The sequence below is a fragment of the Nocardioides panaciterrulae genome (assembly GCF_013409645.1).
GTDB classification, from domain to species: Bacteria; Actinomycetota; Actinomycetes; order Propionibacteriales; family Nocardioidaceae; genus Nocardioides; species Nocardioides panaciterrulae.
In genome coordinates this window covers 3,994,088-4,009,352 of sequence record NZ_JACCBG010000001.1, presented here as the reverse complement: position 1 = coordinate 4,009,352, position 15,265 = coordinate 3,994,088, and the positions used below count along the sequence as shown (strand labels likewise).

General features: G+C 73.0%; 17 protein-coding genes. 11 read left to right on the top strand and 6 right to left on the bottom strand.

The window, feature by feature from the left end; all coding sequences use genetic code 11:
* The first annotated feature begins 71 nt into the window (after positions 1-71).
* The 7 genes from thpR to BJZ21_RS19110 are packed head-to-tail and all read left to right on the top strand — an operon-like array spanning position 72 to position 5,612.
* The gene (gene thpR / locus BJZ21_RS19140; RefSeq protein WP_218852155.1) at positions 72-662 is read left to right on the top strand and encodes an RNA 2',3'-cyclic phosphodiesterase; all 591 of its coding nucleotides are present in this window, start codon (positions 72-74) and stop codon (positions 660-662) included.
* A 42-nt stretch (positions 663-704) separates the two neighbouring features.
* Complete coding sequence (locus tag BJZ21_RS19135) at positions 705-1,844, top strand: Rossmann-fold NAD(P)-binding domain-containing protein (protein ID WP_179665212.1); 1,140 nt, start codon at positions 705-707, stop codon at positions 1,842-1,844.
* Positions 1,841-2,185 (top strand): NAD(P) transhydrogenase subunit alpha part 2, encoded by a 345-nt coding sequence (locus tag BJZ21_RS19130; RefSeq protein ID WP_179665211.1) that lies wholly within the window; start codon positions 1,841-1,843, stop codon positions 2,183-2,185. Before BJZ21_RS19135 ends, BJZ21_RS19130 begins: the two co-directional genes overlap by 4 nt.
* Positions 2,185-3,564, top strand: coding sequence for an NAD(P)(+) transhydrogenase (Re/Si-specific) subunit beta (locus tag BJZ21_RS19125; RefSeq protein WP_179665210.1), 1,380 nt, complete (start codon positions 2,185-2,187; stop codon positions 3,562-3,564). Before BJZ21_RS19130 ends, BJZ21_RS19125 begins: the two co-directional genes overlap by 1 nt.
* A 49-nt stretch (positions 3,565-3,613) precedes the next feature.
* Complete coding sequence (locus tag BJZ21_RS19120; protein WP_179665209.1) at positions 3,614-4,195, top strand: helix-turn-helix domain-containing protein; 582 nt, start codon at positions 3,614-3,616, stop codon at positions 4,193-4,195.
* On the top strand, positions 4,192-5,409 hold the full coding sequence (locus tag BJZ21_RS19115; RefSeq protein ID WP_179665208.1) for an MFS transporter: 1,218 nt from the start codon (positions 4,192-4,194) through the stop codon (positions 5,407-5,409). The genes BJZ21_RS19120 and BJZ21_RS19115 overlap by 4 nt, the downstream gene beginning before the upstream one ends.
* A 29-nt stretch (positions 5,410-5,438) precedes the next feature.
* Positions 5,439-5,612 (top strand): hypothetical protein, encoded by a 174-nt coding sequence (locus BJZ21_RS19110; RefSeq protein WP_179665207.1) that lies wholly within the window; start codon positions 5,439-5,441, stop codon positions 5,610-5,612.
* Between the two features lie 7 nt (positions 5,613-5,619).
* On the opposite strand, the gene upp is transcribed toward BJZ21_RS19110, so the two are convergent.
* The gene (gene upp, locus BJZ21_RS19105) at positions 5,620-6,261 is read right to left on the bottom strand and encodes a uracil phosphoribosyltransferase (RefSeq protein ID WP_179665206.1); all 642 of its coding nucleotides are present in this window, start codon (positions 6,259-6,261) and stop codon (positions 5,620-5,622) included.
* Between the two features lie 148 nt (positions 6,262-6,409).
* Between upp and BJZ21_RS19100 the strand changes: the two genes are divergently transcribed.
* From BJZ21_RS19100 to BJZ21_RS19090, 3 genes are all read left to right on the top strand, one after another.
* Positions 6,410-6,895, top strand: coding sequence for a tRNA adenosine deaminase-associated protein (locus BJZ21_RS19100; RefSeq protein ID WP_179665205.1), 486 nt, complete (start codon positions 6,410-6,412; stop codon positions 6,893-6,895).
* A gap of 63 nt (positions 6,896-6,958) precedes the next feature.
* Positions 6,959-7,408 (top strand): nucleoside deaminase, encoded by a 450-nt coding sequence (locus tag BJZ21_RS19095; protein ID WP_179665204.1) that lies wholly within the window; start codon positions 6,959-6,961, stop codon positions 7,406-7,408.
* A gap of 250 nt (positions 7,409-7,658) precedes the next feature.
* Positions 7,659-8,921 carry an FUSC family protein gene (locus BJZ21_RS19090; protein ID WP_179665203.1) on the top strand — a complete coding sequence of 421 codons (1,263 nt, stop codon included), beginning with the start codon at positions 7,659-7,661 and terminating at the stop codon, positions 8,919-8,921.
* Between the two features lie 61 nt (positions 8,922-8,982).
* Here BJZ21_RS19090 and BJZ21_RS19085 read toward each other — a convergent pair whose 3' ends face one another.
* From BJZ21_RS19085 to BJZ21_RS19065, 5 genes are all read right to left on the bottom strand, one after another.
* The gene (locus BJZ21_RS19085) at positions 8,983-10,434 is read right to left on the bottom strand and encodes an HNH endonuclease (protein WP_179665202.1); all 1,452 of its coding nucleotides are present in this window, start codon (positions 10,432-10,434) and stop codon (positions 8,983-8,985) included.
* A 78-nt stretch (positions 10,435-10,512) separates the two neighbouring features.
* Positions 10,513-11,871 carry a TIM44-like domain-containing protein gene (locus BJZ21_RS19080; RefSeq protein WP_179665201.1) on the bottom strand — a complete coding sequence of 453 codons (1,359 nt, stop codon included), beginning with the start codon at positions 11,869-11,871 and terminating at the stop codon, positions 10,513-10,515.
* Positions 11,872-12,011: 140 nt separating this feature from the next.
* Positions 12,012-13,790 (bottom strand): glycoside hydrolase family 15 protein, encoded by a 1,779-nt coding sequence (locus BJZ21_RS19075; RefSeq protein WP_179665200.1) that lies wholly within the window; start codon positions 13,788-13,790, stop codon positions 12,012-12,014.
* A 1-nt stretch (position 13,791) separates the two neighbouring features.
* Positions 13,792-14,268: a hypothetical protein gene (locus BJZ21_RS19070; protein ID WP_179665199.1), complete on the bottom strand. Its 477-nt coding sequence runs from the start codon at positions 14,266-14,268 to the stop codon at positions 13,792-13,794.
* Positions 14,269-14,379: 111 nt separating this feature from the next.
* Entirely contained in the window at positions 14,380-14,850 is a 471-nt protein-coding gene (locus BJZ21_RS19065) for a nuclear transport factor 2 family protein (protein ID WP_179665198.1), read from the bottom strand.
* Between the two features lie 111 nt (positions 14,851-14,961).
* Here BJZ21_RS19065 and BJZ21_RS19060 point away from each other — a divergent pair, with 111 nt between their 5' ends.
* Complete coding sequence (locus BJZ21_RS19060; RefSeq protein WP_179665197.1) at positions 14,962-15,264, top strand: hypothetical protein; 303 nt, start codon at positions 14,962-14,964, stop codon at positions 15,262-15,264.
* Position 15,265: the final 1 nt, after the last annotated feature.

The window sequence follows — 15,265 nt, the reverse complement described above, 5'->3', positions numbered from 1 at the left end:
ACCCGGGCCGGCCCGACCTGCGGTGAGCCGCCCGGACGCTCCACGCTGGGGCTACCGTCGGACCCGTGCGGATGTTCGTGGCACTGGTGCCGCCCCGTGAGGTGCTCGAGCACCTCGAGGAGTTCCTCGAGCCGCGGCGCGAGGCCGCGGAGCTCCGGTGGACGGCCGCCGAGCAGCTGCACGTGACGCTGGCGTTCCTCGCCGACGTCGAGGAGCGCCGGCTCGACGAGCTCGGCGAACGGCTGGAGCGGGCCGCGGCCCGGCGTACGCCCCTCGGCACCAGGATCGCCGGCGGCGGCGCCTTCCCCCACGTCGGCCGCGCCCGGGTGGTCTGGGCGGGCCTGGAGCTCGACGACGCCGGACGCACCGAGGTCCGCCGGCTGGCGACCGGCGCCCGCGCCGCGGCGGCCCGGTCGGGGGTCGAGGTGGCCGGCAAGCGGTTCACGCCGCACGTCACGGTCGCCCGCCTCGGCCGGCCCGCCGAGGTCTCGAACTGGGTGCGCCTCCTCGACGCCTACGCCGGCCCCGCCTGGACCGTCGACCGGCTCACCCTGGTCGCCTCCCACCTCGGCGAGGGCCCCCGCGGCCGGCCCCGCTACGAGGTGGTCGAGGAGTTCGCGCTCGGCCGCCGACGTGGTGACCCTCACGTCCAGCAGGACTGAGCCCCCTGTTCGGGGCGGCGGATCTGCCCTAGGTTGCGGCGGGTGAGGATCGCAGTTGCCAGGGAGACCCGCCAGGGCGAGGCCCGGGTGGCGGTGGTGCCGGAGCTGGTCGGGAAGCTGACCACGCTCGGGTACGAGGTGCTGGTGGAGCCCGAGGCCGGGCACCACGCGCTCATCGCCGACCGGGAGTACGCCGAGGCCGGGGCCAGTGTGGACGCCGACGCGCTCGCCGTCGCGGACGTCGTGGTGTCGGTGCAGCCGCTGCCCACCGCGTCGATCAGGAGGCTGAGGCCGGGCGCCGCGACGATCTCGTTCCTGCCGACCCAGCAGGAGCCCGACGCGGTGCGCGACCTGCGCGACTGCGGGGTGACCTCGTTCGCGATGGAGCTGGTGCCGCGGATCTCCCGCGCCCAGTCGATGGACGCGCTGAGCTCGCAGGCGCTGGTCGCCGGCTACCGGTGCGCGATCGTGGCGGCCGGGATGCTGCGCCGCTTCTTCCCGCTCAACATGACCGCGGCCGGCACCGTGCCGCCCGCCGAGGTCGTCGTGCTCGGGGCGGGCGTGGCCGGGCTGCAGGCGATCGCGACCGCCCGCCGGCTGGGCGCGGTGGTCAAGGCCTACGACGTGCGCGCGGCCGCGGCGGAGGAGATCCGCTCGGTGGGCGCGCAGTCGATCGACCTCGAGCTCGAGACGCTCGAGGGGTCCGGCGGCTACGCCCGGGAGATGACCGAGGACCGGGCCGCCCGGCAGCGCGAGCTGCTCACGCCCTACATCGCCGCCGCCGACGCGCTGATCACCACCGCCGCGGTGCCCGGCCGGCAGGCCCCGGTGCTGGTCACCCGGCAGATGGTCGAGCAGATGGGGCCCGGCGCGGTGGTCGTCGACCTGGCCGCCGAGTCCGGCGGCAACGTCCAGGGCTCCGAGCCGGGGGAGGTGGTCCGGATCGGCGACGCGCAGGTGTGGGGCGGGCGCAACGTGCCCAGCCAGATGCCCGGGCCGGCCTCGCGCCTCTACGCCCAGAACGTCGTCAACCTCGTCGCGCTGATGACCCGCGAGGAGGACGGCGAGGTCCGGTTCGCCCCCGACTTCGACGACGAGATCGTCGCCGGCGCCTGCGTCACCCACGACGGCGCGATCCGCCACGAGCCCACCCGGCTGGCCCTGGAAGGGGAGAGCGCATGAGCGAGCCCGTCGTCTGGCTGACGATCTTCGTGCTGTCGATCTTCGTCGGCATCGAGGTGATCTCGAAGGTCTCCTCGACGCTGCACACGCCGCTGATGTCGGGCGCCAACGCGATCCACGGCATCATCCTGCTCGGTGCGGTGCTGGTCACCGGCGCCACCGACAGCACCGTGGCGCTGGTGGTCGGGCTGGTGGCGATCGTGCTCGCCGCGGTGAACATGGTCGGCGGCTTCGTGGTCACCGACCGGATGCTGCAGATGTTCACGCGCCGCAAGAAGCCCGCCGCCACTGGGCCCACCACTGGGTCCACCACCGGTGGCTCCGCGGGAGGTGCGGTCTGATGCCGACCTGGGTCCAGCTCGTCTACCTCGCCTGCGCGGTCTGCTTCATCCTCGCGCTCAAGGGCCTCTCGGGTCCGCGCACGGCCCGCACCGGGAACCTGCTCGGTGCCGCGGCGGCGGTCGTCGCGGTCGTCGTACCGTTCCTCTACCTCGACCTCCACCACGTCCCGCTGATCCTGCTGGCGATCGCGGTCGGCACGGTCGGCGGGGTCGTCGGCGCGCGGCGGGTGCAGATGACCCAGATGCCGCAGATGGTGGCGCTGTTCAACGGCGTCGGTGGTGGCGCCGCGGCGCTGGTGGCGCTGCTGGAGCTCAAGGAGCTGGTGCCGGACTCCGGCTCCGTGGGCTGGTTCACGCTGGCCGCGACCGCGTTCACGATCGCGGTAGGCGCGATCTCGTTCGCGGGCTCGGTGGTCACCTTCGCCAAGCTGCAGGAGCTGATGACCTCCCGGCCGGTGGTCTTCGTCGGCCTGCCGATCGTCTTCGGCGCCGGCCTGGTGGCCGCGCTGGTGCTCGGCGTCCTGACCGTGACGAGCCCCGCGGTGTGGATCGGGGTCGTCCTCGGGCTGCTCGGGCTGCTGCTCGGCCTGCTGCTGGTGCTGCCGGTCGGCGGCGCCGACGTCCCGATCGTGATCTCGCTGCTCAACGCGTTCACCGGCCTGACCGTGGCCGCCGGCGGCTACATCCTGCAGAACACGCTGCTGCTGGTCGCCGGCACGCTGGTCGGCGCCTCCGGCACCTTCCTGACCCTGCTGATGGCCAAGGCGATGGGCCGCTCGGTGGCCAACATCCTCTTCGGTGCGCTCAAGGGTGGCTCCACGCTCGGCGCCGGCGTGGCCTCCGACCGGCCCGTGAGGTCCGCCGGGCCGGAGGATGTCGCGATCCTGCTCGGCTACGCCGACCGGGTGATCATCGTGCCGGGCTACGGCCTGGCCGTGGCCCAGGCCCAGCACACGCTGCGCGAGCTGGTCGACGTGCTCAGCGGCCGGGGCACCCGGGTCGACTACGCCATCCACCCGGTCGCCGGCCGGATGCCCGGCCACATGAACGTGCTGCTCGCCGAGGCCCAGGTGCCCTACGAGCAGCTGGTCGAGATGGACGAGATCAACGGCGAGTTCAAGCACACCGACGTGGTCCTGGTGGTCGGCGCCAACGACGTGGTCAACCCGGCCGCCAAGACCACGCCGGGCGCCCCGATCTACGGCATGCCGATCCTCAACGCCGACGAGGCGAAGCAGGTCGTGTTCATGAAGCGGTCGATGCGCCCCGGCTTCGCCGGCATCGAGAACGAGCTGCTCTTCGACCCGAAGACCACGCTGCTCTTCGGCGACGCCAAGGAGTCGCTCGGCAAGCTGCTCAACGCCGTCAAGGCGCTGTGACCGCGACCGACCTATTGCAAGAGGTCTTTCGAAAGGATACTTTCGATGGGTGACTGGGCGACGCCTCTCTGACCCCCGCGAGCTCACCGCGCTCGCCCACCCGGTGCGCATCGCCATCGTCGAGCAGCTCAGCCTCGACGGTCCGCTGACCGCGACCGAGCTGGCCGAGCGGCTGGACGAGTCGCCGGCCAACTGCTCCTGGCACCTGCGCAAGCTCGCCGAGCACGGTTTCGTCGAGGAGGCGCCGTCCGCCGGCGGGCGGCGTCGCCCATGGCAGATGGTGCAGATCGGGTTCTCGTGGAAGGACGCCGACGAGACCCCGGAGGGTCGGCGGGCGGCGCTGGCCCTCTCGGAGCTGGTGCTGAACCGCTCGCTGGCGCGCCTCCGCGAGGCCGACGAGCGTGCGGCCGAGGAGCCGCGGGAGTGGCGCGAGGCCTCCAGGAGCGCGCAGAACATGGTGTGGGTGACCGCCGAGGAGCTGGGCGAGCTCAACGCCGAGATCGCCGAGGTCGTCCTCCGGTTCCTCGGCCGGTTCGAGGACGCCGCCGCCCGTCCGCCCGGCTCCCGACTCTGCGAGCTGGTGGCGTGGGGCGTGCCCACCTACATCCCGGGCCAGGAGCCCACGCCGTGAGGGCCGCGTTCGCGCGGCCCGGCTTCGCCCTGCTGTACGCCGGCCTGTCGACGTCGATGCTCGGCGACTCGATCATGCTGCTGGTGCTGAGCATGTGGGTGAAGACGCTCACCGGCTCCAACGCGCTGGCCGGGCTGACCTTCTTCTTCATGGTGGTCCCGGCGATGGGAGCGCCGGTGCTCGGCGTCTGGGTCGACCGGCTGCCCCGCCGGACGGTGCTGGTCTGGGGCAGCGCCGCCTCCGCAGCGGCGGTGCTGCCGCTGGTGCTGGTGCGGGACGCCGGGGACCTGTGGCTGATCTGGCTCGTCGCGTTCGCCTACGGCATCAGCTTCGTGGTGCTGCCGGCAGCCCTCAACGGGCTGCTGAAGGACCTGATGCCCGACCACCTGCTGGTCGAGGCGAACGCGGCGCTGCAGACCACCAAGGAGGGCTACCGGCTCTTCGGCCCGCTCGTCGGCGCGGGTCTGTTCGCGGCGGTCGGCGGCTGGGCCGTGGCCGTGGCCGACGCGGCCAGCTTCCTGGTCGCCGCCGGCCTGATCGCCGCCATCCGGGTGGAGGAGCAGCCGCTCGTGCCCGACGAGACGCCCTTCCGCGAGCAGCTGACCGCCGGCCTGCGGTTCCTCGGCACCGACCGGGTGCTCAAGCACGTGCTGGTCGGCTTCGGGGCGATGATCCTGGTGATCGGGTTCTTCGAGGCCTCCATCTACGCGCTGCTCGACGCCTTCGACCGGCCCGCGACGTACGCCGGGTTCCTGGTGACCGTGCAGGGCGTCGGCGCCGTGGCCGGTGGCCTGCTCAGCAGCCGCGTGGTGCGGGCGGTGAGCGAGGTCGGCGCGCTGGTGGTGGGGCTGGGCCTGCTGGCCGTCGCCACCCTGGGCGCCGCGCTCGCCCCGAGCATCGGCGCGGTCCTGGGCTGCCTGGTGGTGATGGGGTTCGGCCTCCCGGTCACCTTCGTCTCGTTCATGACGCTGATGCAGCGGCGCAGCCCGCGCGAGCTGATCGGCCGGGTCAGCGGCGCGGTCGAGGTGCTGATGGCCACCCCGCAGGCGGTCTCGCTGGCGGTGGGGTCGGTGCTGGTCAGCGTGCTGAGCTACCGGCAGATCTTCCTGGTGATCGCGGCCGTGGTCGCCCTGGGCGCCGCCTACATCGCGGCGCGGCTCCGCGACGCCATCGGCCGGACCGGCCGGACCGAACCGGTCGACGTCACCGAGTGACCCCGGAGCCTCGCGCTCGTTGGAGGGGCATGGCTGAGCAGGACGAGGAGCGCTTCGCGCGCCCCGACGGGCACCGCTACGACGAGCCCGAGTCGGACGAGAGTCGGGTCAGCAAGGAGTGGACCTACGCCGCCCTGGGGCTGGTCGTGGTCGTGCTGCTGGTGCTGATCGCCACCGGGAAGGTGCCGATCTTCCCGACCTGAGGCCGCCTCAGCCGGCCACGCCGTAGAGCCGGTCGCCCGCGTCGCCGAGCCCGGGGACGATGTAGCCCTTCTCGTTGAGCTTCTCGTCGAGCGCGGCGGTCACGACCGTCACCGGCACGGCCAGGCCGGACAGGTCGTCCTCGAGCCGCCGGCAGCCCTCGGGGGCGGCGAGCAGGCAGATCGCGGTGATGTGGTCGGCGCCCCGGTCGGTGAGGAACCGGATGGCCGCGGCCAGGGTGCCGCCGGTCGCCAGCATCGGGTCGAGCACGTAGCACTGGCGCCCGGAGAGGTCCTCGGGCAGCCGCTCGGCGTACGTCGAGGCCTCGAGCGTCTCCTCGTTGCGCACCATCCCCAGGAAGCCCACCTCGGCCGTCGGCAGCAGCCGCATCATCCCGTCGAGCATGCCGAGGCCGGCGCGCAGGATCGGCACCACCATCGGCTTGGGGGTGGCCAGCCGGACGCCCGTGGTGGGGGAGACCGGCGTGGTGATCTCGACGGGCTCGACGCGCACGTCGCGGGTCGCCTCGTAGGCCAGCAGCGTCACCAGCTCGTCGGCCAGCCGGCGGAAGGTCGGCGAGTCGGTCGTCTCGTCGCGCAGGACGGTGAGCTTGTGGGCGACGAGCGGGTGGTCGACGACGTGGGTGCGCATGGCCCAGAACCCTAGTGGAGACGGGCGCAACGGGACACGCCGGAATGGGTCGAAAGGGGGTTGGCCGACCCGGCGGCGTCTGTCAGGCTGAGGGTGTTTCGCAGGGTGCCGCACAGAGCGCTTGGCAGGGGGACGAGGAGGAGTCCGGATGGCCGACCAGATCGACGCAGTCGACTTCGCCCTGGCCGCCTACCGCGAGGAGGGTGACTGGCAGGTGCAGGAGCTCGCGCCGGACGTGTTCGAGGACGTCACCACGCTCGCCCACGCGCTGCGCCGGCTGCCCGGGGACACCGGGGCGCTCGGCATGATCGCGATCGACGAGGACTTCTTCGTGATCGTCCGGGTCGCCGGCCCCAGCACCCGGGTGCTGCTCTCCGACGTGACCGCCGCCGACGAGTGGGAGCTGGCGAGCTCGGTCGTGGACTTCCTCCACCTGCCCGACGTCGAGGACGAGGACGAGCAGGTGCCCGCCGGCGACCTCGACCTGGTCGGCGACCTGGGCATGAACGCCATGGACATGGCCGTGCTCCTCGACGACGTGGACCTCTACCCCGACGAGATGCTCTCCGAGGTGGCCCGCCGCCTCGGCTTCGGCGCGCTCTTCGACGAGGCCGTCGGCCTCGCCAACGCCTGAGGTCGGATGCCGACGCCGTACGACGGCCGGGCCGACGCCCGGGCCGCAGCCTGGCACGAACCCATGCGCGCCGCCCTGGAGGAGGCGCGCGCGGCACTGGCCACCGGTGACGTCCCGATCGGCGCCGTGGTCGTGGACCCCTCCGGGCCTCTGGTCGGCCGCGGCCGCAACGTCCGGGAGGCCGACGCGGACCCGACCGGCCACGCCGAGGTGGTCGCGCTGCGCGCAGCCGCCCAGGCGCGCGGGGAGTGGCGGCTGGACGGCTGCACGCTGGTGGTGACCCTGGAGCCGTGCACGATGTGTGCCGGTGCGGCGGTGCTGAGCCGGGTCGACCGGATCGTTTTCGGCGCCTGGGATCCCAAGGCCGGCGCGGTCGGCAGCCTGTGGGACGTCGTGCGGGACCGGCGGCTCAACCACCGTCCCGAGGTGGTCCCCGGCGTGCTCGCGGAGGAGTCGACCGCGCTGCTCGAGGAGTTCTTCCGGGCCCATCGCGCCGGGGCCGCCGAGGTCTAGTGCGGGGCCGCCGACTCAGCGGCGGGCGTTGCGCACGAGCACGGCGACCACGCACAGGATCGCCAGAGCCGCGAAGATCAGCAGGTAGAACATCGCGGCCTCCCGCGGTCGGTTGTCCAGATCCTCCCTGGCCGGTCCGGCCGCCCGCCTCGTCCGCCCCGGACGAGGGCGGGGTCACCCCGGCGCCGGTGCGTCATGATGGAACGTGCGCGAGCGGTGGCGAGGACGGGTCTCCCGCGAGTTGAGGCGGGTGCGCAGCGAAGGGCGCGGCGCGCTGCTCTGGTCGCTGCGGATCACGAGCGCAGCGACCGCGAGCTACGTCGTCGGCACGCTGATCTTCCCGGGCACCCAGCCACTGTTGGCGCCGCTGACCGCGATGCTGGTCGTCCAGGTCACGCCGGTCTCGCTGCTGGCCAGCGGGCTGGACCGGGTGATCGCGGTCGTGACCGGCGTGTCGCTGGCGGTGGGGTTCGCCTCCGTCGTACCGCTGGAGTGGTGGAGCCTGGCGATCCTGATCTTCGTCTCGCTCCTGATCGGCCAGGCGCTGCGGCTGCAGTCGAACCTGATCGAGGTCGCGATCAGCGGCATGCTCGTGCTCGGCGTGGGCGTGCTGAGCGCGGAGTCCGCCGCCTGGCAGCGGATCGCGGAGACGCTGGTCGGCGCCGCGGTCGGGATCGCGGCGAACCTGCTCGTGCCGCCCCGGATCCCCACCGCCGACGCCGGACGGGCGATCGAGGGGCTCGCCGACGCGGTCAGCGACCTGCTGAGCAGGTCGGCGGACGCGCTGGAGCAGTTGGCCACCGAGCACCAGCCGGTGGGCGCGGCCGCCGCCGCGTGGCTGGGCGACGCACGCCGGATCACGCACCACGACGTACCGCGGGTGGGGGCCACCGTGCTGCACGCCGAGCAGGGCCGCCGGCTCAACGTGCGAGCCGTCGGCACGGCCGACCTCGGGCCCGGGCTGCGGCACGGTCTGGAGGCGCTGGAGCACACGGCGGTCACGGTGCGCTCGATGTACCGCGCGCTCGCCGACGCCACCTCGGGCGGCGCGGCCTGGACGGCGGAGGACACGGCGGAGGACGTGGTGCTGGGCCTGGTGCAGACGTTCCGCGAGCTCGCGGCCGCGGTCGACGCCTTCGGGGAGCTGGTGCGGCTGGAGGCGGCGCCGGCGCGGAAGATGGGCTCCGCGGACTTCGGAGCGCTGCGAGCGGCGATGGACGGGCTGCCGGAGGCGCGCAGCCGGCTCGAGGAGCTGGTGATGGCCGAGACCGACCCGGACCTGCGCGAGCTGCACGCGTCCGTGCTCTCCTCGGTCAAGCGGGTGCAGCAGGAGCTGGACCTCGAGCACCGGGTGCGACGCCAGCTGCAGCTGCGCCGTCCGGTCCGCACCCGGCCCGCGCCCCTGCGGCCGCACGCCGCCCGCCGGCGGCAGCCCTCGCCGTTCGCCGAGGCGGAGCCGGACGCGGAGACCCAGCTGATGCCGAAGCTCGACGACGACATCGAGGACCAGTGAGTCCGTCGCCACGGCGCTGACCCCGCCACCGCACCGGCACCGCACGGGCCGGTGAGCAGGCTCAGGCAACCTCGAGGGCGAGGGCGAGCTCGGGTCCCCCGTAGACCAGGTGCAGCTTGGGCTGGTGGGTGGCCGGCCTGCTCGGCCGCGGACGGTGCCGGGCGGGTCGAGCGCGGGCTGGTGGCGCGGTGGAGCGGTAGGTGTGACCGGTGGGAGTGATGGTCTCGATGGTGTGTCGGGGGCCGGGTCGTGGTCGGGCGCGCCAGCCGCGTGCCTGTTTGGCGTGGTTGCAGGCCTCGCAGAGGCCCTGCCCGTTGGCGGCGCTGGTGGGGCCGCCCTGGTCGTGGTCCTGGGCGTGGTCGAGGTGGCGGATGGGCGCGTCGCACCAGGGCGTGCGGCAGGTCCGGTCGCGGAGCCGGAGGAAGCCGGCCAGCCCCGGGGGGAAGAGCCGGGCGCGGGAGTCCATCGCGACCAGTGCCCCGGTGGCGGGCGTGGCGTAGAGGCGGCGGACCCAGACCTCGAGGCCGGCCTCGAGGCGGGCGGCGACGAGCTCGAGGAGCAGGTCGGCGGGGACGTGGCCGTGGCCCTCGAGGTAGCCACCGGCCGTGTCGGCGTCCTGGTCGGTGCTGCCGTGGCCGAGCAGGACGGTGTCGGGGACCAGCACGTTGAGGGTGAGGGGGAGCTGGTCGCCGCTGGCGACGGCGGCCAGGTGGGGGTGCAGGACCCGGTGGACGAGGGTGTCGGCCATGAGCTGTCCCCGGCTGCGGGGGTCGCCGGTGGCCTTGAGGTGGTCGGCCTCGCGGAGCAGGGCGGCGTGGACGGAGACGCCGTCCTTGACCGGGAGCAGGGCGGAGAACCAGGTCATGGTGTCGGGGGCCGGGCGCAGGGTGGTGTGGCGGTCGGACTCGGCGCGGCGGCGCCGGGCGGCGACCGAGGCGGGGTCGAGGGTGCAGGCGTGGTGTCTGACCGCGGCGACCAGCTCCCCGTCGCCCAGGGCCTCGAGGGCCTCGGGGTCGCCGGCGATGTCGGCGTCGACCCGTTGCCGGTCGGCGAGGGTCAGGCAGTCGGTCTCGCGGGCGATCGAGGTGGCCCGCCATTCGGTGATCCGCCCGGCCCGGAAGGCGGCCATGGTGTGCGGGAGCTCGTCACGCAGCACGCGGGCGAGCCGGAGGTGCTGTTGCCCGCGGTGGGGTGATTCGCGGCGGGCCAGGGCGATCTGGGCCGCGATCCCGCGGTGCTGTCGGGCGGTGGGTACGCCGGCCGCGGCGGCCCGGGCGCGTTGGGAGGCCTCGAACTCGCCGGTGAGCACCGCCTGCGCGGCCCCAGCCGCGCACGTCAGGCGCTCCAGGGCCCGGATCAGGTCGATCCGCGCGGCGTCGTCGAGGGGCTCGCCGTCGTGCTGGAGACGCTGGATCCAGCCCTCGACCTCCTCGGCGCCGGGCAGCGTCTCGGACGCCAGCGCGGGGTGCTCGGCCGGCTGGCCCGTCCCCGTGTGGTGCCCGGTCTCGATCATGTCCCAGACCCTAGGACCGGCCACCGACAGCCCGGGGACCTGCGACCAGCTCGCCTGTGGATGCGGACCCGGACGCGGTCAGCCGGCCGCCTGCACCCCGGTCACCGTCCACCCTGCCGCGGAGTCATCGGCCAGGCGCATCGTGAAGGTGAACCGCACCGCTCGGCTCGCGTGGGCGTCGCCCGCGACGACCTCCTCGGTCCTGCGGTCGACCTCGTAGTAGATCCCCTGCGCCGCGACCATGACCCGGAAGACGATCGGCTCGCGCGAGACGAGCTCGCGCACCTCGATGTCGTGGACCGTGGCGGTGCGCATGACGGTCCGGTTCGCGGTGCGGACGGCGGTGAAGTCCAGGCTGCCGTCGTTCATCTGCCACTCCTCGAGGAACTGGGCGATGGCCACCTCGAGCACCGACTTGTCGAAGCGTGCGTCGACAAGACTCAGGTCACCGGCCGCCTTGTCGGCGTCGTCGGCCCACGAGATGTTGGTCAGGGACAGCACGTCGGACACCCGCGCCGCCGACGTACGGTCGGCGACCTCGAGCATGGCGTCGCGCGCCACTGACTTCTGGCTCCACGTGTCGAGCTCGATCGCGTCGGTGAGGTGGTGACTGCCGTCCTCGGCCTGCTCGATCGACGCGACGATCCACTCGCCGCCGTGGTTCTTGCGCAGCGTCCAGTACTCGACCGGTCGGGTCGAGCGGTCCTTGCGGGTCGAATGCGCTCCGGACCAACCGTTGAGGACGTAGTCGTTCAGCGTTGCGGTGATCCGGAAGGTCACCGTGTCATCGGACTCCCCGGTGCGGTTGGCCACGTTGACCATCTCCACGGCCGGGCCCCGGACGATCTCGACGACGTTGACCTCACCGCGCGCCTCGTAGGCGTGCAGCTGCTCGGTCCACTTGCCGTACAGAGCCGGCGCGAGAATCGTCCTGAGCGTCGCGTCGTCGCGGGCGGTCCAGGCCCGCTGGGCCGTGACGTAGAGGGTGACGGCGCGCTGCTTGAGTGCTTCCACGTCGAAGGTGGCGTCGGTGTCGGCCAGTGCGTCGACCTGGGCCTGCACGCGCGCGGCCCGTGCACCGGCCTCCTTGTCGGAGCGGTGAGCCACCCGGTCCGACGTGGTGTTCATGGTGCGGCTGGTCTGGCGACGCTGCAACCAGCTCTTGATCAGCATGTACGCCACGACCAGCAGGATGAGGATGACCAGGCCGGTGCCGCTCCCCCCACCAGTGCCGCCGCTACCGAAGAAGATGAGGCCACCCCCGCCGCCGCCGAAGTGACCGCCGCCGCCGCCTCCGAACCCGTGGCCGCCGCCCCCACCCCGGGCGTACGCCGTCGTCGGCGCCAGCAGCACGGGCACGCAGGCCAGACCGAGGATCGTCGCGACAGCGGTGGCCAGTCGACGTGTGCGGTTGCGGCGACCAGGTGTTGCGTCCATGGTGGGGCCTTCTGGAGAGAGGGCGGGCTCGTCAAGTCGCACAGTACGCTCCGCCCCTCGTGCCGAATCACCGAGCGCCGGCGGCGTCGAGCAGGCCGACAGCGCCAAGGGCCTGTCGACGAGGAGGAGAGCCGCCGGAACTACGCTTCGGGCTCGCGGAGGGCCAGGGCGGCCTGCACCAGTGCGGCGTGGGTCAGTGCCTGCGGGAAGTTGCCCAGATGCGCGCCGGTCGTCGGGTCCATCTCCTCGGCGTACAGCCCGAGCGAGCTGGCACGTGCGAGCAGGTCCTGGAAGACCCGGAGGGCCTCGTCTCGCCGGCCGGTGCAGGCGAGGGCCCGGACCAACCAGAACGAGCACGGCAGGAACGCGCCTTCGGTCCCGTCGAGCCCGTCCCGGCCCGGCGGGTAGCGGAAGAGCAACGGTCCGCCTGCGGAGAGCCGCTCACGAATGGCATCCACCGTGCCCCGTACCCGGCTGGAGTGAGGGTCCTCAAGGCCGACCAGTGGCAGGACGAGCAGCGCCGCGTCCAGGTCCGGTGAGCCATAGCTGCGGGTGTAGCTGCCGAGGGCCGAGCTGTACCCCGCCGCCCTGACGTCGACGCCGATCGCGTCTCGCGCGGCGAGCCAGCGTCGACGCCGGCGGTCCGAGAGGCGATGTGTCTCGGCGATGCGCAGCCCGCGGTCGACCGCCAGCCAGGCCATCAGCTTGGAGTGGACGTGCTGCACGGCGTCCCCGCGGATCTCCCAGATCCCGGCGTCCGGCTCGCTCCACCGCTCCGAGACCCGGTCGACGAAGCCGCGGATGGCCCGCCATGTCTCTGAGTACAGGGGGTGCCCAGCCCGAACCATGACCCAGGCCGCGTCGACGACCCAGCCGTAGCCGTCGAGCTGGTGCTGGTCGGCGGCGCCGTTGCCCACGCGGACCGGCGTGCTGGCCGCGTAGCCGGGCCAGCCGCGCAGGCTCCGTTCGGCCGGTGGCAGGCGTCCGTCCAACGTGAGCAGCACCGGCAACCTGGGACGTTGCAGCCGGCTCGCGTGCAGGAGCCACCACAAGAAGCCGCGGGCCTCGTCGCCCAGGCCGGCCCCGAGAAACGCCGCGACCCCGATGCTCGCGTCGCGGGGCCAGGCGTAGCGGTAGTCCCAGTTGCGGAGTCCACCCGGCTGTTCTGGCAGTGACGTGGTCGGGGCGGCGACCGGCGCGCCCGAGGGCGAGTAGGTGAGGAGGCGCAGGGTGAGGAGACTGCGGATGACGGCGTCGCGGAACGGTAGGTCCGGGTCGACCCGTCCGGCCCAGGCCGCCCAGCGGGACCCGTCCGCCTCCAGCAGGGCCCACGCCGCGTCCGGACTGACGTGGACGAGGGGCTCGCGATGGGCGATCGTGACCACGAAGGTCACGGGCCGCCCCGGGCTGACCGTGAGCGTCGTCGACCTCCCCACCTCGAGGGCCGCCCCCTCCTCACAGGTCAGGGACAGGGCCAGCGTCCCCCACTCGCACACCAGGTCCGTGCCGCGGCGCCGGACCCGGGGCGGGCGATGCCGTTCACCGAGCCGGGGGTCGAAGTGGACCCGCGCTCGTGCGGGCGCGCCCTCGGCGGAGAGCCGGCGCACCAGCAGGGTGGCAGGCAGCAGCTGGCCGCCGACGTCGGCCACCATGCCCTCGGTCAGCGTGAGGCGCCCGTCTGGTGCGGCCCACGAGGTCTGCAGGGTCGCGGTGTGCTCCCGGTAGCGGCGGTCGGCGACCGGGAGCGGTACGGCGGGTCCGAGCCGGAAGCTTCCGGCGGCGGATCCCCCGACCAGACGACCGAAGACGGGTTCGCCGTCGAACCGGGGCACACACATCCAGTCCAGCGAGCCGTCGCTCGAGGACAGGGCGGCCGTGCGGGTGTCCCCGAGCAGGCCGTAGTCGGCGATGGGTGTCATCTCATCGAGCCTGGAGCAGCAGACCGAGCGCGGCGCCGTACACGAGGTGGGCGGCCAAAGCGACGACCGGCGTCTGGACGCCGTAGTTCAAGCCCAACAGGCCCGGCGGTTCCAGCACCGCTCGACTCACCGGGCCGGCCCGGTGCGAGGCCATCCGCGGATGCAGTCCTGGCAGCACCGGCAGCAGCACCATCAGCACCACGGCCACGTGCAGGAGTCCCAGCAGCCCACCGAGCCACCACGTGGCCCGGTGCAGCAGCGCGAACACCAAGGCGTAGCCGAGGGCGAAGACCTGACCGACGCCGAGGTGGATGACGAAGCCGGCGAGCCGGGCCCGGTCCGGGTCCTCGGTCAGGATCGTGCCGAGCACGAGCGGGAGGTCCAGGCGCGTGAGGCCGGCGAGCTGCGCGGTGGTCATGACCGCGGTCAGCACCGAGGTGGCCACCAGTCCGAACACCGCCCACCCGGCCCAGTCCATGATTCGGATGGTACGAACCCCTGAGCCGCAGCGTGCCCCCCATGAGTCACCGGGTGCCGTTGCCTTGGTCAGCCCCAAGAGGCCCGAGCGCTGCGCCCGGGTCGGCTCAGGTCACAGGTCGAGGTCGCTCAGCCCGGGATGGTCCGCCGGGCGCGGTCCGCCCAGGTCCCAGTGGAACTTCCGCTGCCCCTCGTCGATCGGGACGTCGTTGATGCTGGCATGGCGTCGCATCATCAGCCCGTACTCGTCGAACAGCCAGTTCTCGTTGCCGTAGGAGCGGAACCACGAGCCCTCGGCGTCGTGCCACTCGTAGGCGAACCGGACCGCGATGCGGTCCCTGTCGAAAGCCCACATCTCCTTGATCAGCCGGTAGTCGAGCTCCTTGGCCCACTTCCGCGTCAGGAACTCCACGATGGCGGCACGACCGGTGAGGAACTCCGAACGGTTGCGCCATCGGCTGTCCGGGCTGTACGCGAGCGCCACTCGCTCCGGGTCGCGAGTGTTCCAAGCGTCCTCCGCGCCGCGCACCTTCTTGATCGCGTCGTCACGGCCGAAGGGCGGGACCGGCGGTCTTGCTTCCATGGTCTGCTCCTCCCAGGAGGCGCTCGGGATCGACTGGAACAGGGAGGCCGACGAGGCCGTGAGAAGACTACCCGGAGACGTCAGGCTTCTCGCGCGCCTAGGCTCCTGCTCATGACCCCTGACGAAGTCGGTCGGTACGCGGAGTCGCTGCCCGGGGTCAAGCGCAAGGGGACCGAGGCGCGACCGGCCTGGTACGTCGATGACCGCTTGGTCGTGCGCCTGCATGACCAGGACACGCTGGTGATCCGCGTCCCGATGAGCGAGCGGGAGTCGCTGCTCGAGACCTACCCGGACAGCTTCGGCGTACCGCCTCGCATGGAGGCTCACCACAAGCTCGAGGCCTATCTCGCTCATGCGGAACCCGGGGCGGTTCGCAGGGCGATCGACCTGGCCTGGGCGATGCAGCACCGCTAGG